A 489-nucleotide genomic window follows, 5' to 3' on the forward strand; every position below is an offset into this window, starting at 1 on the left:
CCGGACCCCGGCCCCAGCCCAGGCCCTCGCATGTCGGGTGAGCCGGCGCCGACCACCGCCACCGCCACCGTCACGGCCACCCGCGGGACCGGCGCCGGATCGGCGCTCTACGGGCTGTTCCGCGGCACCCAGGCCGCACTCAGCGTCGCCCCGCTGCTGCTCGCCGCGCTGCTCGCCGACGACCGGCCGCCGCCCGGCCGCCTCGCCCTGGCCCTCGCCGCCGGCTGCGCCGGCGTGCTCGCCATGTTCGCCTCCCACGACCTGCTCGACCTGCGCCGCGACCGACACCGCCACGACCTGGTCGCGGCCACCGACTCCCGCGACATCGACGCCGCCGGCGCCCGCCACCCGGTCGCCCAGGGCCGGCTCGGCGTCGCCACCGCCGCCGGCGTCACCGTCGCGCTCGCCGGTCTCTCGCTGGCGATCGCCGTCGTGCTCAACCCGGTCTGCGCCGCCCTGCTGTCGCTCGCCGCGGCGCTCCAGGTCGGC

General features: G+C 79.8%; 1 pseudogene. It reads left to right on the forward strand.

The features are described 5' to 3' along the window. Positions 1–30: 30 nt before the first annotated feature. Positions 31–489: pseudogene (locus E1283_RS36880) on the forward strand (UbiA family prenyltransferase); the annotation flags it as partial.

It is taken from the genome of Streptomyces hainanensis (genome assembly GCF_004348415.1).
Classification (GTDB): Bacteria; Actinomycetota; Actinomycetes; order Streptomycetales; family Streptomycetaceae; genus Streptomyces; species Streptomyces hainanensis.